This window comes from Pseudomonas baltica (genome assembly GCF_014235765.1).
Taxonomy (GTDB): domain Bacteria; phylum Pseudomonadota; class Gammaproteobacteria; order Pseudomonadales; family Pseudomonadaceae; genus Aquipseudomonas; species Aquipseudomonas baltica.
The window spans coordinates 15,123-41,282 of sequence record NZ_JACMYH010000002.1 but is presented as its reverse complement, the minus strand read 5'-3'; the positions used below and the strand labels follow the sequence as shown (position 1 = coordinate 41,282).

Sequence of the window (26,160 nt, the reverse complement as noted above, 5' to 3'; positions counted from 1 at the left end):
GTATGCCGAAGAGCCTGAGTAGCGAGCCGGTAACCGGCTCACCCTGGACGCAGGTAGGGGCTGCTGGACCCATGGAAAAAAATTTCGCCAGACCGCTTTTCAGGCCTTGGCAATCTCTGGCGCCAGCAGCCATTCGGCACTGTCATTCCAGACGTCCATGCGCACTATCTTGCCATTGCGTACCTCGAACCGATCCAGATAACGATTACCCGAGAAACTGCGGCCATCAACCCATTCGCCGAACAGCGTGCCGTTCGAATACACCACGGTGTGATCGCCACGATCCATCCAGTCGAAGTTACCCAAGGCCTTTTTGACCCAAGCGTAACGTGAACCGTTGAACGCAGTGATTGCCTGGGGATCGGGCATCACCCGCCCGCCGGTAAAGGTGATCTGCACATCCTCACTCATGAACGTCGCAGCGCGGACCGGATCCGGCGCCATCGAAGCCTCGAGGAAACTGCTAACAATCTGTACGTCTTCGTTCATATCGATCATTGCCATAACTCCTGAATCAAGGGAAACCCGGCAACCAAGGATGCCTCTGCCTGGTGCGGAACGCTTTATTTTGGCGCGTAAACAGGCGCTCGGATGGCTGGTTAAGCCGTTTTCAAGGATGTAACGACTGGCACCCTACTTGCTAGCAATAAATATGCAAATGCTAGCAATCAGGAGAGTAAACCATGGCCACCTGGCTTCCAAACCTGCAACGTCTGCTGTTCCCCGTGGCTGCGGCAGCCACTCTCAACCTGGCAATGGTTCTGGGCGCGCACGCGGCCGAACCGCCGATCAAAGTCGGTCTGGTAGCCGCCCTCTCGGGTCAGTCGGCCAAGTCGGGCGAAGCCCTGACCCGCGGCCTGAGCATGGCCATCAATGAGGTCAACGCCCGCGGCGGAGTACTTGGCCGTCAGTTGGAGTTGGTGCGCCGTGACGACGAAAGCAACCCGTCCAAAGGTATGCTCGCCGCCCGCGAACTGGTCCAACGCGAAAAAGTCACCGTGCTGTTCGGCGGCTTGGACACGCCGGTTTCTCTGGCAATCGTACCGCTGGCCAATCAGCTGAAAGTACCGTTCATGGGCATCTGGGCAGCAGGTACGAAGATCACCGAGAACGGCGCGGCAGATAACTATGTGTTCCGCGTCTCTGCCGTTGACGAGCTGGTGGACGAGGCGCTGGTGCAATACGGCGTCGCCAACGGCATGAAAAAGCCGGGCATGATCCTTATCAATAACCCATGGGGCGAATCCAACGAGGCAGGTTTCAAACGTGCCCTGGAAAAACGCAGCCTGGCCAATGCCGGTGTCGAGCGCATCCAGGACAGCGATCTGGATGTAGTGCCACAACTGACGCGCCTGAAAAACGCCGGTGCGGACACTTTGCTGATGGTTGGCAATGTGGGTCCATCGGCGCAGGTCGTGAAGTCTCTGGACCGCATGGGCTGGGACGTCCCGGTGGTTTCCCACTGGGGGCCGGCCGGTGGTCGCTTCGGCGAACTGGCAGGCCCGAATGCGTCCAAGGTGCATTTCATCCAGACCTACGTGTTCACCGAACACAACGGCGCCAAGGGCGATGCATTGCTGGCCGCATTGAAAACAGCCTACCCGCAGATCAAGACCGTGGCCGACGTGACCCCGGCAGTCGGCATTGCCAATGCGTACGACGCGCTGCATCTCGCCGCTCAAGCCATCGAAAAGGTCGGCAAAACGGACGGCCCGGCCGTGCGCGATGGTTTCTACGCCATCACCGACTATGACGGCTTGATCAAGCACTACAAGCAGCCGTTCAGCCCATCCAAGCATGACGCCTTGGGGCCTGACGACTATATCTTCAGCCACTTCGTCAACGACCAGATCGTACCGCTCAAGCCGCAGGAGTAAGCGATGTTCACCGCCGCCATTATCACCGGGCTCGGCCTGGGCAGCATGTATGCGTTGCTGGCGTTAGGTTTTCACCTGACCTACGTCGTATCGCGCACCGTCAACTTTGCCCAGGGCAGCGCCATGATGGTCGGTGCGGTGCTCGGCTACACGTTTTGCATCAACTGGGGCTGGCCACTGTGGCTGGGCGTGCCGCTGACACTGATCCTCTGTGCGCTGTATGGCCTGGTGATCGAGCGCTACCTGGTGCGACCTTTCCACAGCCGTGGCTCGCAGGCCTGGCTGATGGCAACGGTCGCGGGCGGAATTCTGGTGGACAACCTTGCGCTGTTTACCTTCGGCAAGGAGCCTCGGCAGTTCGAAAGCGCCTTGGTGAACCTGAGTGTCGAGCTGTTCGGCAGCCACATCAGTGCCCTGCAATTGCTGATTCCGCTGGCGGGCGCAGCCGTCGCCTTGGCGCTGCATCTGGTGCGGCGCTACACCCGGCTGGGCAAGGTACTCGAAGCCTGCGTGCAGAATCCGCGCGCCGCGATGTTGATGGGCATCAACGTCAATCGTGTGGTGGCCATCGCCTTTGCGTTGTCGACCGTCTTCGCGGGGGTGGCGGGCCTGCTGATTGCGCCGCTGTTCAGCGTCAACGCGGAAATGGGCATGTTGTTCGGCCTGAAAGCCTTTGCGGTCGCGATTCTCGGCGGCATCGGCAGCGCCGGCGGGGTCTTTGCCGCCGGATTGCTGTTCGGCCTGACCGAAGCATTGATCACCTTGTACTTCGGCTCTGCATTCACCCAGATATTTACCTTCGCGCTGGTCATTCTGGCGCTGGCGATTCGTCCAAACGGTCTGTTTGGCAGCCGGGCATTGGTGAAAGTATGAATAACCTCAAAACCCTGGTCGCTCCGGCGTTCATCGCCTTGCTCGCTGTGCTGTCTGGCGTTCTGGCGTTCACCCTCGACAGCTACTCGCTGTTGGTTTTCACCCTCTGTGCGCTGGCGGCAGTGGTCGGTGTGGGCCTGAACATCCTGATTGGCCTGAGCGGGCAAATTTCCTTCGGACATATCGCGTTCTACGCGATTGGCGCTTATGTATCGGCCCTGCTGAGCATGGCGGGATGGTCGTTGTGGCTGGCCCTGCCGATGGCCGGTGCCGTGGCGGGTCTGATCGGCGCGCTATTGGCGATCCCCGCGCTTCGGGTCAGCGGCCCGTATCTGGCGATGATCACCATCGCCTTCTCGTTCGTGGTGCACCACGGCTTGATCGAATGGCGGGATGTAACAGGTGGCTCAAATGGCCTGATGGGTATCCCGTTGCCGGAGTTCGCCGGCCTCGATCCGGCGATCCTGCTCGCGCTGCTGGCCGCCGCGCTGATGATCGGCGCGCTGTTGTTCTATCGGCGCCTGAGCCAGAGCGGCTGGGGCAAGGCCATGCTGGCGGTGAAAACCTCGGAAATCGCCGCGCGCTCGCTGGGCTTCAACCCGGTGATAAGTAAAACCCTGGCATTCGCATTGTCGGCGGCCTTGACCGGGCTGGCAGGTGGGTTGCTCGCGCCCTTGCTGATGTTCATCAACCCGGAGTCCTTCCCCTTCTCGCAATCCATCCTGTTCGTTCTGGCCGTGATCGTGGGCGGCAGCGGTATGCTGTTCGGGCCGCTGATCGGTGCCGTGTTGATCGTGCTGGTGCCGGAACTGCTGTCGGATTTCGCCGAATACCGGTTGCTGATCTTCTCCATACTGCTGCTGATCGTACTGTGGATCGCGCCCAACGGGTTGCTCGGTGCCCTCGCCCGGCGCGTGATCAAACCCGCTCGCCTGCTGCCGCCGACGTGCATCGATCACGCACGCATCGCTGCTCATCTGCGCAGCCGCGGCCCGTCCTCAGGGCTGCGGGTTACCGATATCGGCATCCGCTTCGGCGGCGTACAGGCTGCGCAACACGTCAGTCTGCAGGCACCCGCCGGCAGTATCACCAGCATCATCGGCCCCAACGGCGCAGGCAAAACCACGGTTCTGAACATGATCAGCGGGTTCTACGCACCGGACAGCGGCCAGATCGAGTTGCAACAACCGCTGGCTGGGCTGCCTGCCTGGAAGACTGCCCGGGCCGGCATTGCCCGTACGTACCAGACCACCTTGTTGTTCGGCGAACTGTCCGTGCTCGACAACCTGCTCGTGGCGATGCAGAAGGGGCGCCTGGGCCTGCCGTTCAGCCGTGCCCTGGAAGCGCAACGCAGCCTGGCGCTGGAGTTGCTGGCGTTGGTGGGCTATCGCGGCGAAGTGAATATTGCCGCCGAGGATTTGCCCCACGTAGACCGCCGCCTGGTGGAAATAGCCCGGGCGCTGGCGACTGCACCGACCGTGCTGTTGCTGGACGAGCCAGCGGCAGGCCTCAGCCGTCGCGACACCGACGACCTGGCGGTACTGCTGCGCAAGCTGGCGGATTTTGGCCTCACGGTGATTCTGGTCGAGCACGACATGGCGCTGGTGATGTCGGTGTCCGAGCATTTACTGGTGCTCGACGCGGGCAAGCCGATTGCGTCGGGGCCACCCTCGGAAATCCGCCAGAACCCGCAAGTCATCGCTGCGTATCTGGGCGGCACCGACTACCAAGCCACCCCGCGCGCGCAACCCTGGGCGGGTAGCCGCGACGCGCGTTTGTACGTCAAGGATCTGGTCATTGATTACGGCGCGTCCGCCGTGGTCAACAAGGTCAATCTGCTGGTGAATCCCGGCGAACTGGTGGCCATCCTCGGCGCGAACGGCGCGGGTAAATCGAGCATCCTGCAATGCCTGGCCGGCCTGCATCGCGCCAGCAGTGGCAGCATCCTGCTCGACAACGAAAATATCGAACAGACCAGTGCCAGCCTGATCGCCGCGCAGGGCCTGGCGTTGGTACCCGAAGGTCGTCAGGTCTTTCCTTACCTGAGCGTGCGCGACAATTTGTTGCTGGGTGGTTACTCACGTCGCGAAGCCTTCGATACCGACGCTGAAATCGAGGCCATCCTCAAGCGCTTCCCTCGTCTGCGCGATCGCATCGACAACCCGGCCGGTCTGCTGTCCGGTGGCGAGCAACAGATGGTCGCGGTGGGTCGCGGCCTGATGGCAAAGCCGAAAATCCTTCTGCTCGATGAACCGTCGCTGGGCCTGTCACCTGCCATGATCGGCGAGCTTTACGACGCGCTGGCTGCGCTGCGCGACGAGGGTGTGACCATTCTGCTGGTAGACCAGATGGCCAACCTCGCGCTGCAAGTGGCTGACCGCGCGTATGTGCTGGAAACCGGAGCCATTGTGAAGTCCGGCAGCGCCGCGCAATTGCGCGACGACAAAGATCTGGCCGCGGCCTACCTGGGCGAAGGAGTGGGCGCATGAACGCTTTGAAGATCATCAATGCGCGGCTTGGCGACGGTAACCACCTGACCCAGCTGCAGGTAGAGAACGGCTATTTCGTCGACGCCTGGAGTGCCGACACACACCAGTGGGACACCCTCGATCTGCAGGGGCAGCTCATCATGCCCGGCCTGATCGAAACCCACATTCATCTGGACAAGGCCTGCATTATGGAGCGCTGCCACCTGCAGGAAGGCACACTGGCCGAAGCAGTGGCCCAGACCCGAGCGGCGAAAGCGGGGTTTACCGAAGACGATGTCTATCGGCGCGGTGCTCTGGTGCTGGACAAAGCCATCGTGCAAGGCACGACACACATGCGCACCCATGTCGAGTTGGACCCGCAGATCGGCTTGACCGGCTTCCATGCCATTCGCCGCTTGCAGGCTGACTATGCCTGGGCGATCAGCCTGGAGCTGTGTGTATTCCCGCAGGAAGGGCTGCTGAACAACCCGGGGACCGAAGCACTGTTGTGCGAGGCGCTGGAAAGCGGTGCAACGGTCCTGGGTGGGTGCCCGTATATGGACAGCGACCCGCTAGGGCAGATCCAGCGGCTATTCGAACTGGCCACACGCTACGACTGCGACCTGGACCTGCATCTGGATTTCGATTTGAACCCCGAAGGCCTGACCGTCATGGAAGTCGCGCGCTGCACTCGGCTGCATGGTTGGGGCGGACGTGTGACCATCGGCCATGTGACCAAGCTGTCCGCCTTGCCCCAGGAATCACTGACGGTGCTCGCACTGGAGCTGGCCGAAGCGGGCGTTCAGGTGACCTGTCTGCCCAGCACTGACCTGTTCCTGATGGGTCGCGACGTGTTCCACAACAAACCTCGGGGGCTGGCCCCGCTGGCGCATCTGCACGCCTGTGGCGTGACGTGTTCGGTGTCTACCAACAATGTCGGCAATCCGTTTACGCCCTATGGCGATGCCTCGCTGGTGCGTCAGGCCAATCTGTTCGCCAACGTCTGTCAGATGGGTACTGTAGGGCAGCTGCTGCAATGCCTGGCTTGGGTCTCCAGCGAGTCGGCACGCCTGCTCAGGCTGAAAAATTACGGCCTGCTACCAGGCTGCCGCGCCGACTTCATCGTCTTCGACGCGCCCTCACCCGCTGCGGTGATCGCCGAGATAAGCGCCCCGGTGATGGGTTTCAAGGGTGGCAGGCAAACCTTCAGCAGACCGGCGGGGAAGTTGCTGAGGCCGTGATCGAACAGGCAACGCCTGCGCATCAGCCACGCAGCGCTTGCTTGAGGTTGAACTCCTCCAGCGCTCGCTCTTCCAGCGCCAGCTGCCCTTCCAGTTCGTCCAGGTGTTCGAGCATGACCGCCACGGCCCGTGCATTATCGCCTTGCTCCAGCGCGGTAATGATTTCCTGATGCTCATCCGACGCGCACGACGGCACGTCGTTACGCTGGTACAGCGCCACGATCAACGAGCTGCGCACCATCAGGTTGCCCAGGATATCGCTGAGCACGGTATTGCCGCTGATCTCGCCGAGCAGCAGGTGAAATTCGCTCAGCTCGCGAACGATGGCGCGGCGATCGGTATCGCTGGTGGCTTTTCGCTCGTTACTCATATGGCTGGCAATGCGTTGCCGCTGTTTGCGCATCACGGCCGGGGTAATGGCCTCGACAATGGCCCGCTCGATGGCACGACGGGCGCTGAAGATGTCCCGCGCTTCCTTCGCCGTCGGCTGGGCAACCATGGCGCCGCGATTGGCTTCGATGGTCACTACTTTCTGCATCGCCAGGCGCTGTAGCGCGACCTGCACATGATTGCGGTTGGCCTGCAAGGTTTCGACGATGTGGGCTTCGACCAACCGGGTGCCGGGCGGCAGGCGATGTTGGGCAATGGCCTTGAACAACGCATCGACGATACGCTGCACCTCGAGCTGTTTGGCAGTGACGGTACTCAACCCCATCGTTTCCTCTGTTGTCTGGAAGGCCTCATGCCTATACACGAGATGCCCCGTATCCGGCAAATGCCCGGTTCGACCCTCAGTCTACCTGGCCAAGGGCCGTACCCTCACCTCGCGGATCATGCATGGCGCTGCGCCGACCCTGGGCATCAATGGCAATGATACCGGCATGGCCCGTCATCGGGCTCTGCGCAGCTATGATTTCCACCTCATGGCCGAGCGCCGCCAGGCCTTCGATGGTCGCGGCAGGCATATCGCCCTCGAGCTTGAGGTTGTCGGTGCTGTCGAAAAAACTGCGGCCCAACAGAAAGCGCGGTGTGGCCAGCGCCTGATCGATGGGCTGCCGATAGTCGATCAGCTGAGTCGCCAGAGCCATCTGTGTCTGCGGTTGGCCGTCGCCCCCCTGCGTGCCGAAGAACCAGCGCTGGCCATCGTCCGCCAGGTAACAGGACGGGTTGAGCGTGTGCGCGGGACGCTTGCCAGGAGCCCAGCCGTTGACGTGTTCGGGGTTGGCGTTGAAACCCGCAGCACGGTTCTGCCATAGCACCCCGGTGTCACCCAGAATACAGCCAGAGCCGAAGTCGTGAAACAAACTCTGGATAAGGCAGGCCGTCCGCCCCTGAGCATCGGTCGCCGCCATCCACACCGTATCGGCCGGACGTCCCGGCTCGTTCCACGGAGCTGCACGCTGGTCGTCGATGGCATCGGCATACCCTTGGATGTGCCGTTCATCGAGACTGGCGGCAAAATCCCAAGGCGTGTTCAGGGGGTCGCACAACTGCGCGTTGCGGCGCAGCAGGCCCTGCTTGATGGCTTCGACCAGGTAGTGGTAGTAAAGCGCGCCGCCGTTGCCGACCCGCGCGAGTGGCTTATGCTGCAGAGCGGCCATGGCTTGCAACGTATAAAGCCCCTGGCACGGCGGTGCAACGTTATAGAGATGGCCCTGGCGGTAACGTACCGAGATCGGGGCCACCAGCGGTGCACGCGTAGCCGCCAGGTCGGCCTGGGTCAAGCCACAACCGAGCCGATCGAACGCCGCACCGAAGGCGTGGGCCAACTCGCCCTGATAGAAGTCCTCGACACCGTGCCTGGCCAGATGTCGCAAGGTATTGGCCAGCGCCGGCTGGCGCAGCGTATCGCCCGCGCGTAGCCAACGCCCATCGGTTTTACAGACACCGTGCAGGTCCGGCAATTGCTCGATGAGTGGCTGCCGCAATGTCTGCCAAAACAGCTGCGACTGTGAAACCGGCGTGCCCGCCTCCGCCACGCTGGCGGCGTCCTGCAACAGGTCGGCCCAACCAAAATTCGAACCCCACTCATGTCGGCTGATCGACGCCGCCGTGTGCCAGCTCGCCAGCGCACCCGCCGTGGTGGCGACCGACGATGGCCCTCTCAAACCGATGACTCCGCCGTCGGGCAAACGCTGTCCGGCCTGCCCGATCCCCACGATGGTGCGCACCTGGGTGTCGTGGATCATCCACAGGGCATCCCCGCCCAGGCCGGTCATGTGCGGGAAGACCACGGCGAGCATGGCGCTGGCTGCCAACATGGCATCAATGGCAGTGCCACCGGCTTCGAGGATCTGCATCCCAGCGGCACTGGCCTGGGCGTGAGGCGTGCAGATCACCGCACGAGAGGAGGTAGCGATCATGATTTGGGGGCCCCGGCTTTGCTAGCTATCTATGAAATTATTGTTAGCAGAGCAATATGTGTGCCGTGGTTTTTACTGGTGGCGGATGAGGCAGGGGGCACGATCTATGCCCCCCATCCGGTCATTGTGCAGCGTCGAACTTCGGCGTGGCCTCAATGGGCGCCCTGACCAACAGGTAAGGCGGCTGCCGGGTGTCGAATCCCTTACCCATCCGGCTCCACTGCCCCAGCGTCACGTACACAGAATCGGCGGTCACGAATACGCCGTCCGGCCACACCAGTCGCGGGTCACGCAGCACCACATCGAGGCGGCCATCCGGCCAGCGACGCAGCACCTGATGATGCTCGGCATCGGTCATGTACAGACGGCCCTGAGCGTCCATGTCCATCCCATCGACCATCAACTTCTCCCCTTCATCTTTGATCTGCTCAGCCAGCTGTCGATCATCGAGACTGAAGTCAGCAAGGGCCGCGGTCGGCAGGCTCCACAGGTGTCGACTGGTGAGCGGCGAGTAGAACAAACGCGAGCTGTCGGGCGTCAGCGCCAGACCATCGACACCACCATGAGGAAATGCGCTGTTCTTGCCGTCGTAGCGCATGGGCACACCGTCGAGCTGGGTGACGAAATCTTTTTGCGCAACGATGGAGGGATGACCGGCGAGCACACGACGCTGCTTGCCGGTGGCCAGATCCACCACCACCAAAGCCGGGTCGTCGCCGAAGGATGAATCGGCGACATAAGCGGTGCCTTGGCTGCCGTGGGTCAAATCGATGCGCAGGTCATTCATGTGGCTGTCTTGACGCAAGGCATCCTTGAGCTCGATGGAGGTCACGATGCTGTTGCTGCTCAAGTCGATACCCACCACCTTCGCTGCACCCGCCGGAATGCCCGGCTTGCCTGCGCGTTTGCCATCGTCGATCAACCAGAGGCGCCCACGCTTGTCCAGGGTCATGCCATGCAGGGAAACAAGCCGCTTGGCGTCGGATAGTTCAGACGGCAGGCTGACATCGGCGGAGGGATAGGGAACCAGCTTGCCGTTGACCAACTCACCCAGCGTCATGCCCGCGTGATCCTCGGCATGACGCGGAAAGCCAACGAACGTGCGCCCTTCCGGGGTCACCACGATACCTGACGGACCTGGGCCGCTGAACGTAGCCACCTCCTGGATCGAACCAATGGGAACTAGGCTGCGATCGATGGTCTCGGCATGGGCTGCGTTCACTGCCAGCGCCAATGTTGCGGCCGCCAGGACGGGGATTGAGGTTCGCTTGAATAGGTTTCTGTTCATCCGTTCCAGGCTCCTGCGGGATGTGATGGACTGGTATAGGGTCGAGCCTGAAACCGGTTTCAGGATCAACCGAAAAAAAACCTGCTCAGGTAACGATAGGAACAGACGCCGCGACAGGTTCATGGGTATTGAAGGGAATTTGGGTGGGGAAGTTCCACCCGTAGGTGGCGACGTATGGTTGGGAACTGACTGAAAGGTCGTGACGACCCAGGTGTTTAGATAGAAGTGGTGGGCGTCGGAGATTATCAGGGCTATGTAGGCACCGAAACAGAGCTTGATGCGCGACTCTCAGATCATTTGCGTGCGGCCCGTGCTTTTACCAAGTTAACTTGAGTAACATATCTCACTAATTAATCGCGAACCGATTAATCTTGTTTTTCCAGTCATCTGCCGCTAACGGTTCGCGGTGATAGTTTCAATATTACTGCAACCCAACCGGCTACGCATATCTCTCGTACTCCAGCACGAAGCTATAGCGTTCGAGACTTACTAAAAGTTGTTTTAATTCATCCCATAAAGTTTGCGTCAGACGGGAAAAATTATTCCCTGCTGGAAACCCCGAGAAAAATCCCTATAGGGATTTTTTCGGAGCCACACCACCTAGCTCCCTAACCGACAGCTCCACACTGCCCGCGCACGACACAAGCGCGAAATACTCTTTGCCAGGGCTGTCTACCGAAACTATCCAGCCTTTGGTCGAGGGGTTGTATTCTTCGTCATGAAATATCTGGACGAAATTGCCCCCTTGATTCGGCTTGAACCTATCAAAGTAGGCCCGCACCGATCTCTCCAGAAAGTCTCTCCCTGCCTGGGGGCATGGTTCTATCTGCCGTTTTTCGCAGCCCATCATAAAAATACAGCATGCAGTTGTTACGATCATTCTGAACGAGCACATTTGTTCCTTCCTTTGAATAGTAGGCGACCCTGCCGTTGGGTTTCCGTTTGGCCGCTGGAACTTTACTCGGTCCGATGTGAAACGCGTCTGATTTCTTGAAAGCTGCTGTGTCGATATTGTAGGCGCCAAACAGGATTCGCAGAGGCCAGCATTGCGCTGAAAGCCATGGACTGAAGCGTCAAGGGCTGGCCGGCTGCAGACGCACAGGCACCCACTACTTAAATCCCTGACACAAAAAAGCCCCGAGGCTATAAGCACTCGGGGCTTTTCAAATAATGGCGGAGAGATAGGGATTCGAACCCTAGGTACCGGTGAAGGTACAACGGATTTCGAATCCGTCCCATTCGGCCACTCTGGCATCTCTCCAACGGCGCGAATCATACCAGCGTCTGCGCCAAACGCGAAGCCCCTGATGCAAAATAATTTGCGAATTCAGGCGCTTGCGCGTCTGCAGCGGTGTTACAGCGGCACGCCCAGGCGGTTGGCCACTTCTTCGTAGGCTTCGATCACGTCGCCCAGGCCTTGACGGAAGCGGTCCTTGTCCATTTTTTTGCGGGTGTCCTTGTCCCACAGGCGGCAGCCGTCGGGGCTGAATTCGTCGCCCAGGACGATGGAGCCGTCGCTGAACACGCCGAACTCGAGCTTGAAGTCGACCAGCAGCAAGCCGGCGTCGTCGAACAACTGGGTCAGCACAACGTTGACCTTGAGCGACAGCTCTTTCATCTTCGCCAGTTGCTCGGCGGTGCCCCAGCCGAATGCCACCACGTGGGATTCGTTGATGAACGGGTCACCCTTGGCGTCGTCCTTGAGGAACAGCTCGAAGGTGTACGGGTTCAGCTTCATGCCTTCTTCGACGCCCAGGCGCTTGACCAGGCTGCCGGCGGCGTAGTTGCGCACCACGCATTCAACCGGAATCATGTCGAGCTTCTTGACCAGCACTTCGTTGTCGGCCAGCAGCTTGTCGAATTGGGTCGGGATGCCAGCGGCTTCCAGTTTCTGCATGATGAAGGCGTTGAACTTGTTGTTCACCATGCCCTTGCGGTCGAGCTGTTCGATGCGCTTGCCGTCGAACGCCGAGGTGTCGTTGCGAAACAGCAGGATCAAGCGGTCGGCGTCGTCGGTCTTGTACACCGACTTGGCTTTGCCGCGGTAGAGTTCTTCACGTTTTTCCATGATGGGCTCCGCTTGCTAAAAGTATGGGCTAGGCGCCCCTTTGGGACGCTAGGCGATGTGGCGCCAGTCGAGCCCTGAATCTTGGTCGGCCAGTTGCAGCCAGTCCGCGTCGCACCCCAGGGTGTCGACGAAGCATTGCCGGGCCAGCTGCGGCAGGTTGTTCTTGCTGCTCAGGTGGGCCAGCACCAGGTGTTGCAGGTTCTGCCAGCCCAACTGCGCCACCAGGCCAGCAGCCTGGTGATTGTTCAAATGGCCCCAGTCACCGCCGACGCGCTGCTTGAGGAAATAAGGGTAGTGCCCACGGGCAAGCATATCGCGGCAGTGGTTGCTTTCGATCATCAGGGCATCCAGGCCCTGGTAGTGGTCACGCACCCTGGCGCAGTGGGAGCCCAGGTCGGTCAACAGGCCGAAGCGCCGCTTGCCGTCGCTGAACACGTACTGGGTAGGCTCCAGGGCGTCGTGAGCCACGGCAACCACTTCGACACGCAACGCACCGATTTCCAGCACGTCGCCGCAGCGCACGTGAGTGCGTACCGGCACCGGCTTGCGCAGGCCGCGCTCGGTGCCGAGGCTCATGTAGACAGGCACACCATGGCGACGCGCCAGCAGTTCCACGCCATGCACATGGTCGGCATGTTCGTGAGTTACCAACACGGCGCTCAATTGCGCGGCGCTCAGGCCCAGGCGGGCGAGCCGACGTTCGGTTTCGCGCAGAGAGAAACCGCAATCGACCAGCACATGGGTGTCTTCGCTGCTGATCAGCGTGCCATTCCCTTGGCTACCGCTGCCGAGAACGGCAAAACGCATCGCTTAACCCAGGTTGTCTTGAATCACACCCAACACACGGCGGGCAACATCTGCCGGGGCCACGGTGTTGATGTTCTTCTCGACAGTGACCTGGACGCTGTCGCCCACCTTGCTCAGGCGCACCTGATAACGCTCGGCGCGGGCTTCGATTTCTTCCTTGCTCGGCGCATTGCCGAACACGCGGCTGAAGAAGCCCGGCTTGTCGTCGGCGCGCTGGGCGGATTCGGCAACGTTGATGTAGTACAGGCCCAGGCTGCGGTTGATGTCTTCGATGCGCCACTGGCCCTGCTCCAGGGCACGGCCCACGCTGGACCAGGCACGGTCCAGGTCGGCGCCGACGTTGAGCACCGGGTTGCCGCTGCCGTCTTCGCTCATGGCTACACGGCTGGGCGCGTCGAAATCACGTGCGGCTACCAGGGACACCGAGCCACCGCGTTCCGAGTCGCGGGTCATGCTGGCGAGCATCTGGTCGACCAGGATCGAGTCCAGGCCGGTGTTCACCGAGCGCGCCGGGAAATCGGGCTCGGTGCTGCTGCCGGCCGGGCGCTCGACGCTGACCACGTAGATTTCACTGCTGTTGCGCTGCACGCCGGGTTCGATGCGCACGCGCACACGGGTTTCGCTTCCACTGGAGGTGGTGGCACCGCTCAGGCGCTGTGCCATAGAGGCGGAGAGCTCGTCGAAGCGCTGCCAGGTGGTGGTGAATTCACCGGTTTGCGGACGGTCTTCGGCGATGCGGAAACCGTTGTCCTCGAAGAACTGGTGAGCAATCGGCCAGACTTCGGCAGGCGCACGCTGGGCCATGATCCAGCGGTTTTCACCGCTGCGCTGCAGCGAGAAATCACTGGCCTGCGCAGCTACCTGCAAGGGCAGTGGGCGCGGCACTTCGAATTCGGAAGCCTTGGCGTTATCGTCGGCGACGTTGCGCGGGATCGGCAGCAGCGGATCCAGACGCTTGTCGGTTTGCACGCCGGGCGGCAGTTGCATCGGGGCGGTTTGGGTCGCCTCGAGGTAATCATTGCCACGATCGCGGAAGTAACCGTTTTCGCCCCAGAGCCACCCGCAACCGCTGGTGCTCGAAATGACCAAGGCAAGGGCAGAAAGGCCAGCCAATCGCTTCATGCGTCTTACTTCCTCAATTAAACCAGGACGCCGGACTGGCGCAGGGCCTGCCGCAGCGGTTCATGACAGGTGGCGCTCAACCAGGTGAGCGGCAGGCGAATGCCTTCGGGCATCAAGCCCATTTCATGCAACGCCCATTTGACCGGAATCGGGTTGGCTTCCAGGAACAGGTTCTTGTGCAGCGGCATCAGCTTGTCGTTGATGGCACGGGCCAGTTCGGCCTCGCCCTTCAACGCCGCATTGCACAGGTCGGCCATGGCGCGCGGGGCGACGTTGGCAGTGACCGAAATATTGCCCTTGCCACCCAGCAGAATGAGCTCGACCGCAGTGGGATCATCGCCGGACAGCACGAGGAAGTCGCTGTCGACACGGCTGATGATGTCCTTGGCGCGGGCCAGGTCGCCGGTGGCTTCCTTGATGCCGATGATGTTCGGCACGCTGGAAAGGCGCACGACGGTGTCGGCCAACATGTCGCAGGCAGTGCGGCCGGGAACGTTGTAGAGGATCTGCGGAATGTCGACGGCTTCGGCGACGTGCTTGAAGTGCTGGTACAGGCCTTCCTGGGTCGGCTTGTTGTAGTACGGCGTGACCAGCAGGCAGGCATCGGCGCCGGCCTTCTTGGCATTGCGGGTCAGCTCGACGGCCTCGCGGGTGGAATTGGCGCCGGTGCCGGCGATGACCGGGATACGCCCGTTCACCTGCTTGACCACGTGCTCGATGACCTTGATGTGTTCTTCGTAGTCGAGCGTCGCCGATTCGCCGGTGGTGCCGACCGCGACGATGGCATGGGTGCCCTCCTGCAGATGGAAGTCCACCAGTTTGCTCAGGCTGTCCCAGTCCAGACGCCCTTGGGCGTCCATGGGTGTGACCAGTGCCACCATACTGCCCGCAATCATGCAACCGCTCCTGCCGGAAAAAGAGAGCGGTAATGGTACTGGCGCTATCCACCTTGCACAAGCGAAGTACCACGCCGCGAGCATTCCCCTTGGCGCCGGTTTTCTATACCCTTTCAGACTTTGATCGGCAGGGGTTGCCTTTCTTGCCTGGTCATCGCCTGCCGTAACGGCGCTTCGAACCCCGTCCCTGAGCCTTGCCACCTGGCTTTACCCCGTATTTGCGGGCGTTGCCGGGCGGTCGGCAGGGGTACGCACGAGGTACGGCGCAGGCCTTGAACCAGTCATCCGGCCCCTTGACGCCGCCGACCGCTCATCGCTTTAGGAATGCTGCATGTCCACCCCCACAGTTCGCGAACAATTCCTCGTCATCAGCGCCCTGGGCCGCAATCCCATGGAACTGACCAATGTACTGTGCCGCGCGGCCCACGACGCCCGCTGCTCGGTGTCCACCTCGCGCCTGACCCGCCACGGCGAATACAGCGCCCTGGTGCTGCAGGTGGCAGGCAACTGGGACGCCCTGGCGCGCCTGGAAACCAGCCTGGCCTCGCTGGCCAAGAAGCACGACTTCACGGTCAGCCTGGTGCGCAGCGCCACCCTCGACAGCCGCCCGCAAGCGCTGCCGTACGTGGCCTACGTCAGTTCGGCGTACCGCTCGGACATCATCAACGAGCTGTGCCAGTTCTTCATCGACCACAACGTCGAGCTGGAGAACCTGACCTGCGACACCTACCAGGCGCCGCAGACCGGTGGCACCATGCTCAATGCCACGTTTACCGTGACACTGCCCGCCGGCGTGCAGATCAGCTGGTTGCGCGACCAGTTCCTGGACTTCGCCGATGCCTTGAACCTGGATGCGCTGATCGAACCCTGGCGCCCACAGAACCCCATGTAAGGACTGACCGATGGCTGTCGCTCTCAATGAACCTGTAGCCGATTTCAAAGCCCAGGCCACCAGCGGCCAGAGCGTCCGCCTGAGCGAGCTCAAGGGTCGCCAGGTGGTGGTCTACTTCTACCCCAAGGACAGCACGCCGGGCTGCACCACCCAGGGTCAGGATTTCCGTGACCTGCTCGAGCAGTTCAAGGCCGCCGACACCGAAGTGTTCGGGGTGTCGCGCGACGGGCTCAAGTCCCACGAGAATTTCAAGGCCAAGCAGGGCTTCACCTTCGAACTGATCAGCGATCAGGACGAGGCGTTGTGCCAGCTGTTCGACGTGATCAAGTTGAAGAAGCTGTATGGCAAGGAATACCTGGGCGTGGATCGCAGCACCTTCCTGATCGACCGGGACGGTGTGTTGCGCCAGGAATGGCGTGGCGTGAAGGTGCCGGGGCATGTGCAGAGCGTGCTGGAGGCGGCACAGGCGTTGAGCAAGGGTTGAGAGGGGGTTGGATTTTTCGCGGCTACTGACCGCTCCTGCGACGATCGTGTGTAGGAGCGGTTAGCGGCCGCGAAGGCCGCGCCGCAGTCTCAGAGCATCGGCGCCACGGTGGGCTCCTGGCGCGGCCAGGCATCGAGCACGGCCTTGAACAAGGTTGCCAGGGGAATGGCGAAGAAGATCCCCCAGAACCCCCACAGCCCGCCGAACAGCAACACCGCGCAGATGATCGCCACCGGGTGCAGGTTCACCGCCTCGGAGAACAGCAGCGGCACCAGCACGTTGCCGTCCAGGGTCTGGATGATGCCGTACACCACCATCAGGTAGATGAACTGGTCGCCCCAACCCCACTGGAACAGCGCGATCAAGGTCACCGGTACGGTCACCACCACGGCGCCCACATAGGGCACCACTACCGACACGCCTACCAGCAGGGCCAACAGCGCCGCGTAGTTCAAGCCCAGCGCGACGAACGCGATGTAGGTCACTACGCCGCAGATGAAGATCTCGATGACCTTGCCACGGATGTAATTGGCGATCTGCCGGTTCATCTCCTGCGCCACCCGGGTCAGCAGCGCCCGCTCGCGCGGCAGGTAACCGCTGACCCAGCGACCGATCATCACCCGGTCCTTGAGAAAGAAGAACACCAGGATCGGCACCAGCACGAAATAGATCATGATGTTCACCAGCAGTGGCAGGCTGGACAGGGAAAAGGTCAGTGCCCACTGGCCGAACTTGCCGATCTCGCCGCGCGCCGCTTCGATGGCCTGCAGCACCTGTTCGTCGCTGACCAGGTGCGGATAGCGTTCGGGCAGCAGCAACAGCAGTGACTGCCACTTGCCCAGCATGCCGGGCAACTCGTTGAACAGCGTAATCAACTGGTGCCAGAGCAGCGGCACGAGCACCAGCATGAACAGCGCCAGCGCACCCATGAACAGCGCGAACACCGCTCCCACGGCCACGCCCGAAGGCACCCGCAAGCGTTCCAGGAAATTGACCAGGCCCTGCATGAGAAACGCCAGCACCATCCCTGCCAGCACCGGCGCCAGCATACCGCCCAGGGTCAGTACGGCGGTGAACGCCAGCACCAGCAGCACCGCCAGGACGACGGCCTCTTCGTCGGAGAAGTACCGCTGGATCCAGTTGCGTAACACTTTGAACATTGAAATTCCCTTGAATGGCCCAGCTACCGAAGGTGGTGGCTCAGGCCTTGCGCAACCAATACGAGTAGACCCCGTCCAGCGCCTGTTCATGTAACAGCGCGTGACCTGCCAACGTGGCGAACGAGCGGAAGTCGCGCTGCGAGCCGGCGTCCGTGGCGATCACCTTCAATACCGTGCCACTGGCCATCCGGTTCAGTTCCAGCTTGGCCTTGAGCAGTGGCAACGGGCAATTAAGACCGCTGGTGTCCAGCTCGGCGTCACATTCGGGCGCATCGCTCATCGATATCTTCTCCAACCAAAGAAAGCCGTGATGCTGCCTCGATCGCGGCAGCCAGCGGCGCGACAGGATAACCCAAGGCCGGCGCCTCTGGTGGTCGTCGGATGGGGCGGCTACAGTAGGGCCTTTCATCTGCCGAGCTCAGTGCATGCCCTTTCTGCGCCCTACCCTGCTGACACTTGCCTGCCTGCTGGCGCTGCCGGGCCACGCCAGCGATCTGCCGTCACTTGGCGACGCCAGTTCCGCGATCGTCTCGCCCCAGCAGGAGCATCAGTTGGGTCGTGCCTGGCTGAGCCTGCTGCGCGGTCAGGTCAAACAGCTCAATGACCCACAGCTCAAGGATTTCGTCGAAACCAGCGTGTATCGGCTCTCTGAAACCAGCCAGCTGAACGACCGGCGCCTGGAGTTCATCCTGATCGACAGCAAAGAGCTCAATGCCTTCGCTGCGCCAGGGGGCATCGTCGGGGTCAATGGCGGGTTGTTCTTCAATGCCGAAACCGAGGGTGAGTACATCGGTGTGCTGGCCCACGAACTGGCGCACTTGTCGCAACGCCACTTCGCGCGCGGGGTCGAGGCGCAGCAGCGCATGCAACTGCCGATGATGGCGGCGCTGCTGGCTGGCATCGTGATCGCCGCGTCCGGTGCCGGTGACGCCGGCATTGCGGCAATCGCCGGCAGCCAGGCTGCGGCGATCCAGGAACAGCGACGCTTCTCCCGGCAGAACGAGCAGGAGGCGGACCGCATCGGCATCATCAACATGGAAAAGGCCGGCTACGACCCGCGCAACATGCCGACCATGTTCGAACGCCTGATGCGCCAGTACCGTTTCGATGCACGGCCGCCGGAATTCCTCCTGACTCACCCGGTCAGCGAATCGCGTATCGCCGACACGCGCAACCGCGCCGAACAAGCGGCCAAAGGGGGCAAGGAAGACAGCCTGTGGTACCAACTGATGCGCGCGCGGGTTCAGCTGTACTACGAGGAAACCCCAGGGCTGGCAGCCAAGCGCTTCCGCGCGCAACTGGATGAAAACCCCAATGCGCTCCCCGCGCGCTATGGCTTGGCGCTGGCTCAGGTCAAGGCTGGCCAACTCAACGAAGCGCGGGAGAACCTCAAGCAGCTGCTCGGCAAACAGCCGGACGACATCACCTTCAACCTGGCGCAGGTCGATCTGGACATCACCAACAACCGCATTCCCGATGCCCAGCAGCGCATCGATCGGCTGGTGACGCAGTATCCCGGCAACTACCCGATCAACCAGAAGCGGGTCGACGTGCTGCTCAAGCAGAACCGCATGGCGGATGCCGAAAAAGGCCTGGAAAACCTGCTCAAGAGCCGCTCGGACGACCCGGACGTGTGGTACCTGGTGGCCGAAACGCGCGGACAGAATGGCAACATCGTTGGGCTGCATCAGGCACGCGCCGAGTTCTTCGCCCTGGTCGGCGAGTTCGACCAGGCCATCCAGCAACTCGATCTGGCCAAGCGCCGGGCCGCCGACAACTTCCAGCTCGCCTCGCGAATCGATGCACGGCAACGCGAGTTGATCGAGCAGGATCGGCTGGTCAAGGAAATGCTGCGCTGAGGCTGCGGCGGGCCGAATCGGACCCGCACGGTCGATCGGAATGAACTGACGTATCAGACACATTGATTTTCACATTTTTTTCACGCAACTGCTCTAGCGTCTAGACTTGCTCCAGGTGCGATGAATTTTCCGTGACCGGTGTGAATATCTATGGGCGTTTTGTGGCAAACCGAACCTGACAAGACTGCAACCCCCGCTGTCAGTCCTGACCCGTCTCCATTGCCAGATAGCCCACGTCAACGTCACCTGTGGTGGCGTCTGTTCTGGTTGCTGGTGGTGATCACTGTCGCGGCGCTGGCGTATGCGATGTACGCGGAAATGCGTACGTCGCGACTGCAGGCGCGCGAATTCAGCCGTTGGGCGGCGTCGCTGACCTACGAGCTGCAGCCGGGGCCAAGCGAAGCTATCGTCTATCCAGGCGAGGGCCCGTTCGACAAGCGCCTGGGCTACAGCGCCCTGGGCGATTTCATTCCACGCCTGCTCAAGCGCAATTACGTGGTCGAACGACAGACGCATTTTTCGCCGGCGCTGATGCGTTACGCCGGGCACGATCTGTTCGTGCCCTATCAGGAAAAACCCCAGGCCGGGCTGGTGATCACCGATTGCCGGGGCGACCCGTTGTACCTGTATCGCTACCCCCAGCAGCTCTACACCGAGTTCGCCCAGATTCCGCCAGTCATGGTCAACAGCCTGCTGTTCGTCGAGAACCGCGGCCTGCTCGACAGCCCCGAACCCCTGCTCAACCCTGCCGTGGATTGGCCGCGTTTTGCCAAGGCGGCCTGGTCGCAGGTAGCCAAGATGTTCGCCCTCCCCGGGCAGTCGGCCGGTGGCAGCACCCTGGCCACGCAATTGGAGAAGTATCGACACTCGCCCGACGGCCTGACCGGTTCCGGGCCGGAGAAGATTCGCCAGATGATCTCGGCCAGCGTGCGTGCCTATCAGGACGGTCCGCAGACCCTGGAGGCACGCCAGCGCGTCGTGCGCGACTACCTCAACAGCGTGCCGCTGTCGGCCGTGCCCGGCCATGGTGAAGTGCACGGCATGGCCGAAGGCTTGCGGGTCTGGTATGGCGCCGATTTCGAGCAGGTCAACCGCGCCCTCGCCAGCACCACCACCGACCCCGCCAGCGAAGCCGCGCGTGGGCTCGCCCTGCGCCAGGTACTGTCGCTGATGATCGCCCAGCGCCGTCCTTCGTACTTCCTCAACAAGGGCCATGACGACCTCGCCGAGCTGACCGACAGCCATATTCGCCTGCTGGCCGCCAACGGTATCGTTGACCCGACCCTGGCCACCGCAGCCCTGGCCAGCCAGGTCATGTACCGCGATTGGGTGCAGGAGCCTACCTGGCAACCCAACGAGTCGAACAAGGGCATCAGCGTGGCGCGCAACCGCCTCTCGTCCATGCTCGACCGACCGTTGTATGACCTGGACCGGCTGGACCTCTCTGCCACCACCACCCTGCATGCCGATCTGCAGAAACAGGCCAGTGATTATCTGCGCCACCTTGCCGACCCGGCCTTCGCCCAGCAGATCGGCCTGATCGGCGAGCGCCTGCTGACCTCGGCCAGCACCCGAGAGGTCAGCTACAGCTTCACCCTGTTCGAACGGACGGCCGACGGCTCGCGGGTAAGAGTGCAGACCGACAACACCGACCAGCCCTTCGATATCAACGAAGGCAGCAAGCTGGAGCTGGGCTCGACGGCCAAGATGCGCGTGCTCACCACTTACCTCGAGATCATTCACGAACTGCATGAGCGCTATGCCGGGCAGACGCCCGCGCAACTGCGCCAGGTGAAGATCGAAGAAGCCGATCGGCTTTCGCGCTGGGTGCTCGACTACATGATCCAGAACCCCGGCGTCGATGCGCGGGCACTGCTCGGCGCCGCCCTGGAGCGCAAGTACTCGGCAAGCCCTGCCGAGAGTTTCTTCACCGGCGGCGGGATCCACACTTTCGGCAACTTTCGCCGCGAGGACAACGGCCGCATTCCCACGCTCAAGGAAGCGCTGCAGGAATCCATCAACCTGCCCTTCATCCGCCTGATGCGCGACCTGGTGCGCTACAGCACCTACTCCGCGCCAAGCAACAGCGGGCAGTTGCTCAGGGACGACGACGATCCGCGTCGCCAGGAATACCTGGCACGCTTCGCCGATCGCGAAGGCACGGAGTTCCTCCAGCGCTTCTGGAAGAAGTACCAGCGCAAGACCACCGAGCAGCGCCTGGAAACCTTCCTCGACGGCATGCGCCCTACCCCGCAGCGGCTGGCGGCCGTGCATCGCTACCTGTACCCCAATGCGCCCCAGGCGCAATTCGATCGCTTCGTGCGCGAGCACAGCAAAAGCGACAACGTCACCGACAAGCGCCTGAACGAGATGTATACCGGCTATGGCCCGGGCCGCTACAACTTGCCGGATCAGGGCTACATCGCGCGCGTCCACCCGCTGGACCTGTGGCTGCTGGGCTACCTGCTCAATCATCCGGACGCCAAGTTCGGCGAGGCGGGCGCGGCCAGTCGGTTCGAACGGCAGGAGGTTTACAGCTGGTTGTTCAACAGTCGCCACAAGCGCGCCCGCGACAACCGTATTCGCACCATGCTCGAGATCGAAGCGTTTACCGATATCCATCAGCGCTGGCAGCGCGTGGGTTATCCGTTCGATCATCTGGTGCCATCGCTGGCGACCGCCATCGGCAGCTCGGGTGACCGCCCTGCGGCCTTGGCCGAGCTGATCGGCATCATTCAGAACGATGGCATCAAGCTGCCTACCGTACGCATCGACACCCTGCATTTTGCTGCCGACACCCCCTACGACACGCGAGTGATCAGCGATCCGGACCGCGGCAAGCGAGTTCTGCCCGCCGAGGTCGCGGCGGCCATGCGCGAGGCGCTGTCGCAGGTGGTGGACGCCGGCACCGCGCGGCGGGTATCGGGCAGCTTCAAGACCGATGACGGCACGGCGCTGGTGATGGGCGGCAAGACCGGCACCGGTGACAACCGCATTTCCAGCTTCGGTGCCGGTGGCCGGGTGATCAGCTCGAAGGCCATCAACCGTACCGCCACGTTCGTGTTCTTCATCGGCGAGAACCACTTCGGCACCCTGACCGCATTCGTGCCGGGCAAGGCGGCGGAGGGCTTTCGCTTCACTTCGGCGCTTCCGGTGCAGGTGCTCAAGGGCATGGCTCCGATTCTCACTCCCTACCTGCAGCCGGGTGCACACACCCAGTGCAGTGCGCCCTTGCAGGCTGCACGTTGAATGGCAGGGCGCGCGGCGAACGAATTCATTCACGCGCGCCTGGCGGCGTAATAAGCTATGTCGATAGCCCCCTATCGGACCAGGAGTCCCGCAATGAAGGCAGACAACCCATTCGGTATTCATCGTGTCATGCACGAGATCAAGCGTCGCCGCCTGCAGGTGTTGCGTGTTGTGCAGCTCACCCCACGCATGCGCCGCATCACCCTCGGCGGCCCCGAGCTGGCCGGTTTCGTGAGCGAAGGCTGCGATGACCACATCAAGCTGATGTTCGCCACCACCCCGGAGCAGCAAGCGGCGCTCGACACCATGGTGCTGGGTGCACCGACGCCGGACGAAGCCAAGCCCGACATGCGCGACTATACCCCACGGCGCATCGACCTTGCAGCCGGCGAGCTGGACATCGACTTCGTCCTGCACGGCGACGGCCCCGCCGCAACCTGGGCGGCCCAGGCCGAGCCGGGTCAATTCCTGCACATCGGCGGCCCACGCAGCTCGATGCATGTACCGGATGTGTTCGACGCCTACCTGCTGATCGGCGACGAAACGGCGATCCCTGCCATGGCGCGCCGTCTGGAAGAACTGTCGGCCAACCGTCGTGCGCTGCTGGTGGTCGAGGTGGAGAACGCCGACGAGCAGCAGCCGTTCGACAGCGCTGCGGCATTCGAGGTGATCTGGGTCGACCGTCGCCATGGCGACCTGCTGCAGACGGTCAGCGACCTGCGCCTGCCCGAAGGCGTGGTCTATGGCTGGATCGCGACCGAGGCGGGGCTCTCGCGCAAGTTGCGGCGCGTGTTGCTCGACCAGCATGGGCTGAGCGAAGAGCAGATCAAGGCCGCCGGCTACTGGCGGCTCGAAGGTGACGACGGCGAGTGACGCTGGCGCCTGGTCGGTGCACGGGGTCGCCTAGCGCGTGCCCCGACGCCCCCACCAGCGGTCCACAGCCAACACCAGCACGGAGCAGCCAAGGAAGGCCATCAATACGCCTAGTGCATTCAACCAGACCTGCCCCATGCCCAGCTTCGAAACGTCCAGGAACGGATAAGGGTAGACGCCGATGCTCTGTCCACGCAGCAACAGGTAGGCGAAATACACCAGTGGATAGATCGCCCACGCCAGTACGTGCCACAAGCGCAACGTACCTTTGGGCACGCAGAGTGCCCAATACAGCACGAAAGCGACCGGCAGCACATCGTGCAGCAACTCGTTGGCCAGCCATTGCCAACCCTGGGGCTGCCACAGGTTGCGCAGCAACAGGCTGTAGGCCACGCCGACCACAACGATACTGACCATGACCCCACTGCTCACCGCGGGCCGCAGGCAGATACGCCGCCATTTCGAGTCGCACGTCGACACGTGAGCGGTCAACACGCCAGCCACTGCCGTATTGGTAAGAATGGTGAAGAAGCTGAAGAAATGCACCAGCCCACCCAGCAGGCTCGCTTCGATCTGCCAGCGCGACCACAGCACCAGATACAGCTGCAGGGCCAGAGCAAACCAGGTGGCGGCCGCCGCCAGCGCAACCAACCGGCGTTCGCCAGGGATCAACGCTTGCCGCGCTGCAGTTGCACATAGAGCCGTTCGACTTTTTCCCGCGCCCAGGGCGTCTTGCGCAGGAAGGTCAGGCTCGACTTGATGCTCGGGTCGCTCTTGAAGCAGCGGATGTCGATCCGCTGCGCCAGCCCTTCCCATTGGTAATGCGCCACGAGCGCAATAAGGATCTGCTCCAGCGTCACGCCGTGCAGGGGGTTGTGTGTAGGCTCATGCATGCCAGGCTCCAGAAACGGCGGGGCAGAAGGTGCGCACCTTAACCAACGGGCACGGCGGCGCAAAGCTTTTATTGGGCGCTCGCCATCGGTCGCAATGCCCATTCGGGCAGGCGCCAGACCGCGCCGTGCGTGCGCGCCACCTGCGGCAAGCCGCCGCACTGTTGCAGTTTCGGCAACTGACCCTCTTTCAAACCCGGCTTTAAAAGCATGGCCTCGAGCTATATCCTTCCGCCGCAACAAACTGAAACGTTTCACTTTTGAAAAATAACGAAGCGCTTCTCGAACAGCTTCGGACCCACCAGAAGAACTCTCTGCCAATGCCTCTTACTGCCCCCTCACGCCCCATGGCGTTTTTGCCGTTCACTGCCCTGCTCGCGTTGAGTGCCCTGGGCACCAGCCAGAGCGCTGTTGCCCTGCCCGCTTTCGATTCGCAGTCTCCGTTCATGTTCGGCGACTGGAACGGCACCCGCGGCGATCTTTCCGCCAAGGGTTACGACTTCAAGCTCGACTACACCGGCGAAGTCGGCAGCAACCTGCACGGCGGTTACAACCACGACCATGCCACGCGCTACAGCGACCAGTTTGCATTGGGTGTGCACATGGACCTGGAGAAGATCCTCGGTTGGCACGACGCCGAGTTCCAGCTCACCCTGACCGACCGTAACGGCGACAACATCAGCAACGACCGGATTAACGATCCGCGTGTCGGCGGTTTTACATCGGCGCAGGAAGTCTGGGGTCGCGGCAACATCACGCGGATCACCCAGCTGTGGTACCAGCAGAAGTTCTTCGACCAGCGCCTGGACATCAAGGCCGGTCGCTTCGGTGAAGGCGAAGAATTCAACAGCTTCCCGTGCGACTTCCAGAACCTGGCGTTCTGTGGCTCACAGGTGGGCAACTGGGTCGGCAGCGTCTGGTACAACTGGCCGGTGAGCCAGTGGGCATTGCGCATCAAGTACAACATCACGCCGCAGTTGTATGCCCAGGTCGGCATTTTCGAGCAGAACCCCTCGAACCTGGAGAACGACAACGGCTTCAAGCTCAGCGGCAGCGGTACCGAAGGCGCCATGCTGCCGGTCGAGCTGATCTGGAAGCCGACGCTCGGCGGGCTGCCGGGCGAGTACCGTGCCGGCTACTACTACAGCACCGCAGACGCCGACGACGTCTACAAGGACCGCAGCGGTCAGCCTGCTGCCATCACCGGCCAGGATTACCGCAGTGCTTCCAGCCGCCACGGTTTCTGGCTGGGTGCCCAGCAACAGCTGACCCGTGTCGCCAGCGACAACTCGCGGGGCCTGAGCGTGTTCGCCAACGCCACCCTGCATGACAAGAAAACCAACGCCATCGACAACTACGTCCAGGCCGGCGTCGTCTACAAGGGTCTGTTCGATGCGCGTGCGCGCGATGACATCGGTTTCGCCGTGGCCAGGGTCCACGTCAACCCGGCGTATCGCAAGAACGCCGAGTGGCACAACCGTACCCTCGCGCTCAGCGATTACAACGATGCCGCGTACCTGCCGATCCAGGACACCGAGTACAGCGCCGAGCTCTATTACGGGGTTCACATGGCCAACTGGCTGGTGCTGCGACCGAACCTGCAGTACATCCGCCACCCGGGCGGCGTCAGCCACATCGACGACGCATTGATTGGCGGCTTGAAGATTCAAGCATCGTTCTGAAACTAAACGGCGCTGAAATACCCTTACACACACGAGCTCAGAAAAACTTGAACTCTGCTGAACCATTT

The 26,160-nt window shown here is 62.0% G+C and carries 22 protein-coding genes and 1 tRNA gene; 10 read left to right on the top strand and 13 right to left on the bottom strand.

Annotated features, from left to right (window positions below; translation table 11 throughout):
• Positions 1-99 precede the first annotated feature (99 nt).
• Positions 100-498, bottom strand: coding sequence for a nuclear transport factor 2 family protein (locus tag H7993_RS09615; protein WP_185794243.1), 399 nt, complete (start codon positions 496-498; stop codon positions 100-102).
• Between the two features lie 185 nt (positions 499-683).
• Between H7993_RS09615 and H7993_RS09610 the strand changes: the two genes are divergently transcribed.
• The 4 genes from H7993_RS09610 to H7993_RS09595 are packed head-to-tail and all read left to right on the top strand — an operon-like array spanning position 684 to position 6,459.
• Complete coding sequence (locus H7993_RS09610; protein WP_185794242.1) at positions 684-1,877, top strand: ABC transporter substrate-binding protein; 1,194 nt, start codon at positions 684-686, stop codon at positions 1,875-1,877.
• A 3-nt stretch (positions 1,878-1,880) separates the two neighbouring features.
• On the top strand, positions 1,881-2,750 hold the full coding sequence (locus H7993_RS09605) for a branched-chain amino acid ABC transporter permease (protein WP_185794241.1): 870 nt from the start codon (positions 1,881-1,883) through the stop codon (positions 2,748-2,750).
• A complete protein-coding gene (locus tag H7993_RS09600) occupies positions 2,747-5,239 on the top strand; it encodes a branched-chain amino acid ABC transporter ATP-binding protein/permease (RefSeq protein WP_185794240.1) in 2,493 nt (830 codons plus the stop codon). Before H7993_RS09605 ends, H7993_RS09600 begins: the two co-directional genes overlap by 4 nt.
• Positions 5,236-6,459: an amidohydrolase family protein gene (locus tag H7993_RS09595; RefSeq protein WP_185794239.1), complete on the top strand. Its 1,224-nt coding sequence runs from the start codon at positions 5,236-5,238 to the stop codon at positions 6,457-6,459. Before H7993_RS09600 ends, H7993_RS09595 begins: the two co-directional genes overlap by 4 nt.
• Before the next feature lie 22 nt (positions 6,460-6,481).
• Here H7993_RS09595 and H7993_RS09590 read toward each other — a convergent pair whose 3' ends face one another.
• From H7993_RS09590 to dapA, 8 genes are all read right to left on the bottom strand, one after another.
• Positions 6,482-7,174, bottom strand: coding sequence for a GntR family transcriptional regulator (locus H7993_RS09590; protein WP_122476658.1), 693 nt, complete (start codon positions 7,172-7,174; stop codon positions 6,482-6,484).
• 76 nt (positions 7,175-7,250) lie between these two features.
• Positions 7,251-8,822, bottom strand: coding sequence for a gamma-glutamyltransferase family protein (locus tag H7993_RS09585; RefSeq protein WP_185794238.1), 1,572 nt, complete (start codon positions 8,820-8,822; stop codon positions 7,251-7,253).
• Between the two features lie 121 nt (positions 8,823-8,943).
• The gene (locus H7993_RS09580; protein WP_185794237.1) at positions 8,944-10,110 is read right to left on the bottom strand and encodes an SMP-30/gluconolactonase/LRE family protein; all 1,167 of its coding nucleotides are present in this window, start codon (positions 10,108-10,110) and stop codon (positions 8,944-8,946) included.
• 1,171 nt (positions 10,111-11,281) lie between these two features.
• Positions 11,282-11,371, bottom strand: a tRNA-Ser gene (locus H7993_RS09575).
• A gap of 93 nt (positions 11,372-11,464) precedes the next feature.
• The gene (purC, locus tag H7993_RS09570; protein WP_185794236.1) at positions 11,465-12,178 is read right to left on the bottom strand and encodes a phosphoribosylaminoimidazolesuccinocarboxamide synthase; all 714 of its coding nucleotides are present in this window, start codon (positions 12,176-12,178) and stop codon (positions 11,465-11,467) included.
• Positions 12,179-12,226: 48 nt separating this feature from the next.
• Positions 12,227-12,985 carry an MBL fold metallo-hydrolase gene (locus H7993_RS09565; RefSeq protein ID WP_185794235.1) on the bottom strand — a complete coding sequence of 253 codons (759 nt, stop codon included), beginning with the start codon at positions 12,983-12,985 and terminating at the stop codon, positions 12,227-12,229.
• Between the two features lie 3 nt (positions 12,986-12,988).
• Complete coding sequence (gene bamC / locus H7993_RS09560) at positions 12,989-14,107, bottom strand: outer membrane protein assembly factor BamC (protein WP_185794234.1); 1,119 nt, start codon at positions 14,105-14,107, stop codon at positions 12,989-12,991.
• 17 nt (positions 14,108-14,124) lie between these two features.
• On the bottom strand, positions 14,125-15,003 hold the full coding sequence (dapA, locus tag H7993_RS09555) for a 4-hydroxy-tetrahydrodipicolinate synthase (RefSeq protein ID WP_185794233.1): 879 nt from the start codon (positions 15,001-15,003) through the stop codon (positions 14,125-14,127).
• 331 nt (positions 15,004-15,334) lie between these two features.
• On the opposite strand from dapA, the gene H7993_RS09550 reads away from it, so the two are divergent.
• Positions 15,335-15,895 (top strand): glycine cleavage system transcriptional repressor, encoded by a 561-nt coding sequence (locus H7993_RS09550; protein ID WP_122476686.1) that lies wholly within the window; start codon positions 15,335-15,337, stop codon positions 15,893-15,895.
• A gap of 10 nt (positions 15,896-15,905) precedes the next feature.
• On the top strand, positions 15,906-16,379 hold the full coding sequence (locus H7993_RS09545) for a peroxiredoxin (protein ID WP_185794232.1): 474 nt from the start codon (positions 15,906-15,908) through the stop codon (positions 16,377-16,379).
• Between the two features lie 89 nt (positions 16,380-16,468).
• On the opposite strand, the gene H7993_RS09540 is transcribed toward H7993_RS09545, so the two are convergent.
• Entirely contained in the window at positions 16,469-17,539 is a 1,071-nt protein-coding gene (locus H7993_RS09540) for an AI-2E family transporter (RefSeq protein ID WP_122476688.1), read from the bottom strand.
• Between the two features lie 40 nt (positions 17,540-17,579).
• Positions 17,580-17,819 (bottom strand): sulfurtransferase TusA family protein, encoded by a 240-nt coding sequence (locus tag H7993_RS09535; protein ID WP_122476689.1) that lies wholly within the window; start codon positions 17,817-17,819, stop codon positions 17,580-17,582.
• A 145-nt stretch (positions 17,820-17,964) separates the two neighbouring features.
• Here H7993_RS09535 and H7993_RS09530 point away from each other — a divergent pair, with 145 nt between their 5' ends.
• The 3 genes from H7993_RS09530 (at position 17,965) to H7993_RS09520 (ending at position 23,520) form a co-directional block, all read left to right on the top strand.
• A complete protein-coding gene (locus tag H7993_RS09530) occupies positions 17,965-19,398 on the top strand; it encodes a M48 family metalloprotease (RefSeq protein ID WP_122476690.1) in 1,434 nt (477 codons plus the stop codon).
• A 150-nt stretch (positions 19,399-19,548) separates the two neighbouring features.
• Positions 19,549-22,647 carry a transglycosylase domain-containing protein gene (locus tag H7993_RS09525; RefSeq protein ID WP_122476691.1) on the top strand — a complete coding sequence of 1,033 codons (3,099 nt, stop codon included), beginning with the start codon at positions 19,549-19,551 and terminating at the stop codon, positions 22,645-22,647.
• Between the two features lie 93 nt (positions 22,648-22,740).
• Positions 22,741-23,520 (top strand): siderophore-interacting protein, encoded by a 780-nt coding sequence (locus tag H7993_RS09520; protein ID WP_185794231.1) that lies wholly within the window; start codon positions 22,741-22,743, stop codon positions 23,518-23,520.
• Positions 23,521-23,550: 30 nt separating this feature from the next.
• Here the strand turns inward: H7993_RS09520 and H7993_RS09515 are convergent, their stop codons facing one another.
• Complete coding sequence (locus H7993_RS09515; RefSeq protein ID WP_425312006.1) at positions 23,551-24,189, bottom strand: Pr6Pr family membrane protein; 639 nt, start codon at positions 24,187-24,189, stop codon at positions 23,551-23,553.
• Complete coding sequence (locus H7993_RS09510) at positions 24,189-24,413, bottom strand: VF530 family protein (protein WP_122476696.1); 225 nt, start codon at positions 24,411-24,413, stop codon at positions 24,189-24,191. Before H7993_RS09510 ends, H7993_RS09515 begins: the two co-directional genes overlap by 1 nt.
• A gap of 317 nt (positions 24,414-24,730) precedes the next feature.
• Here H7993_RS09510 and H7993_RS09505 point away from each other — a divergent pair, with 317 nt between their 5' ends.
• Positions 24,731-26,092, top strand: a complete 1,362-nt coding sequence (locus tag H7993_RS09505; RefSeq protein ID WP_185794229.1) for a carbohydrate porin — start codon at positions 24,731-24,733, stop codon at positions 26,090-26,092.
• The last annotated feature ends 68 nt before the right edge of the window (positions 26,093-26,160 follow it).

Coding starts and splice junctions, on each gene's coding strand:
- H7993_RS09590 (WP_122476658.1), bottom strand. CDS start 7,174: ATGGGGTTGAGTACCGTCACTGCCAAACAGCTCGAGGTGCAGCGTATC.
- bamC (WP_185794234.1), bottom strand. CDS start 14,107: ATGAAGCGATTGGCTGGCCTTTCTGCCCTTGCCTTGGTCATTTCGAGC.
- H7993_RS09510 (WP_122476696.1), bottom strand. CDS start 24,413: ATGCATGAGCCTACACACAACCCCCTGCACGGCGTGACGCTGGAGCAG.
- H7993_RS09545 (WP_185794232.1), top strand. CDS start 15,906: ATGGCTGTCGCTCTCAATGAACCTGTAGCCGATTTCAAAGCCCAGGCC.
- H7993_RS09540 (WP_122476688.1), bottom strand. CDS start 17,539: ATGTTCAAAGTGTTACGCAACTGGATCCAGCGGTACTTCTCCGACGAA.
- H7993_RS09580 (WP_185794237.1), bottom strand. CDS start 10,110: ATGAACAGAAACCTATTCAAGCGAACCTCAATCCCCGTCCTGGCGGCC.
- H7993_RS09525 (WP_122476691.1), top strand. CDS start 19,549: ATGGGCGTTTTGTGGCAAACCGAACCTGACAAGACTGCAACCCCCGCT.
- H7993_RS09520 (WP_185794231.1), top strand. CDS start 22,741: ATGAAGGCAGACAACCCATTCGGTATTCATCGTGTCATGCACGAGATC.
- H7993_RS09610 (WP_185794242.1), top strand. CDS start 684: ATGGCCACCTGGCTTCCAAACCTGCAACGTCTGCTGTTCCCCGTGGCT.
- H7993_RS09605 (WP_185794241.1), top strand. CDS start 1,881: ATGTTCACCGCCGCCATTATCACCGGGCTCGGCCTGGGCAGCATGTAT.
- H7993_RS09565 (WP_185794235.1), bottom strand. CDS start 12,985: ATGCGTTTTGCCGTTCTCGGCAGCGGTAGCCAAGGGAATGGCACGCTG.
- H7993_RS09530 (WP_122476690.1), top strand. CDS start 17,965: ATGCCCTTTCTGCGCCCTACCCTGCTGACACTTGCCTGCCTGCTGGCG.
- dapA (WP_185794233.1), bottom strand. CDS start 15,003: ATGATTGCGGGCAGTATGGTGGCACTGGTCACACCCATGGACGCCCAA.
- H7993_RS09595 (WP_185794239.1), top strand. CDS start 5,236: ATGAACGCTTTGAAGATCATCAATGCGCGGCTTGGCGACGGTAACCAC.
- H7993_RS09585 (WP_185794238.1), bottom strand. CDS start 8,822: ATGATCGCTACCTCCTCTCGTGCGGTGATCTGCACGCCTCACGCCCAG.
- H7993_RS09600 (WP_185794240.1), top strand. CDS start 2,747: ATGAATAACCTCAAAACCCTGGTCGCTCCGGCGTTCATCGCCTTGCTC.
- H7993_RS09505 (WP_185794229.1), top strand. CDS start 24,731: ATGCCTCTTACTGCCCCCTCACGCCCCATGGCGTTTTTGCCGTTCACT.
- H7993_RS09615 (WP_185794243.1), bottom strand. CDS start 498: ATGATCGATATGAACGAAGACGTACAGATTGTTAGCAGTTTCCTCGAG.
- H7993_RS09550 (WP_122476686.1), top strand. CDS start 15,335: ATGTCCACCCCCACAGTTCGCGAACAATTCCTCGTCATCAGCGCCCTG.
- purC (WP_185794236.1), bottom strand. CDS start 12,178: ATGGAAAAACGTGAAGAACTCTACCGCGGCAAAGCCAAGTCGGTGTAC.
- H7993_RS09535 (WP_122476689.1), bottom strand. CDS start 17,819: ATGAGCGATGCGCCCGAATGTGACGCCGAGCTGGACACCAGCGGTCTT.